A 1,215-nucleotide genomic window follows, 5' to 3' on the forward strand; every position below is an offset into this window, starting at 1 on the left:
ATATCGTAATCATAGAAAACGATTTAGTTTAAGATTTAATTTAATTGCTTCAATTTATAATTTGCAATTATTTATAGAGTATATTTTTAAAAATATTTACAATTATTTTACTAGGTTATGCAAGAAGTCTATTATACTTCCCACTTTCTTTTTCTTTTAATGAACTAATCTAAAAAGCAAAATATAAGATCATTAATAACTATTTTATTGTGTTCTAAAAATTCATTATTATTTATCTTTTTTAATTTATATATTTTATTATATAATAATTATTTTTTATTTGTGAAAAAGATGAATAGATATCATTATTTAAATTAAGGACTACGCTATTTTTTTGCTAACAAAGGAATCGTTTTTGTATAAATTTCTAACATTTTTTTAAATCATCAAGCTTAACATACTCATTATAAGAGTGCATTGTTGATTCATTAATAACAAATTTAGCGCCAAATGCCACACAATTTGGCATTGATTTAGCAATTATTCTTGTTCTCCTTCTTCATTAGATATATTGATAATATTTTCATTGTTTTTTAGTTGTCTGTTTAAAGTAGCATTTATGTTCCACCACCGATTGCTACAGGTTTTGTGTGGGTATCACCAGTCACCTCCTCTTGGTAAACTTTCATAATATTTTTAATCATTAGACTATTAACTGGCATATAAAGTGCTTCTTGCCAAGAAATATTTGTTAATTCCAAGTTATATTTTTTAATTCTGCTGTTAATGGTTTTTGTACATCAGGTAATTTATATGAAATTGGAACGCGCATATTTAAAGTTAAGCGTGTTTTTTCTTGATTAATTTCAACTATTCCATTATTAACAATTAATAATCCGGTTTCATCTTTCATATCTGGGAAAAGATGACCAAAATTAAAATTATTATATAAATGTTTTTTTTTGCAAAATTTGCAATCATTGAGTTATTATTTAATTCAGCATATGTTGCTAAAGTAATTAAAGCAGCATTGATTCCTCGCTCTGGTAAACTACCATGTGAAGATTTTCCTTTAACAATTAAGCAATCATTTTCTACCTTTGTTTCAATATTTTTTTGTTCTAATTTAGTTTTAATATCATCCAAATATGGACCTTGGTAACTAACAACATCAGCAACAGAATTATACGCTTCACCACCTATGAATGTGCTTTTTTTTATTCAATAGACTTCTTGCATAACCTATTAAAATAATTGTAAATATTTTTAAAAAGA

Annotated in this window: 2 protein-coding genes; both read right to left on the bottom strand. The window is 24.6% G+C overall.

Going from position 1 to position 1,215, the window contains the following annotated elements; translation table 4 throughout:
• Window positions 1-691 precede the first annotated feature (691 nt).
• Window positions 692-853 carry a hypothetical protein gene (locus EHU54_RS05890; RefSeq protein WP_400249465.1) on the bottom strand — a complete coding sequence of 54 codons (162 nt, stop codon included), beginning with the start codon at window positions 851-853 and terminating at the stop codon, window positions 692-694.
• Window positions 829-1,179: a hypothetical protein gene (locus EHU54_RS05895; RefSeq protein ID WP_400249467.1), complete on the bottom strand. Its 351-nt coding sequence runs from the start codon at window positions 1,177-1,179 to the stop codon at window positions 829-831. Before EHU54_RS05895 ends, EHU54_RS05890 begins: the two co-directional genes overlap by 25 nt.
• Between the last annotated feature and the right edge of the window lie 36 nt (window positions 1,180-1,215).

This window comes from Spiroplasma sp. ald, assembly GCF_044714355.1.
In the GTDB taxonomy this organism is placed as follows: Bacteria; Bacillota_I; Bacilli_A; order Mycoplasmatales; family Mycoplasmataceae; genus Spiroplasma; species Spiroplasma phoeniceum.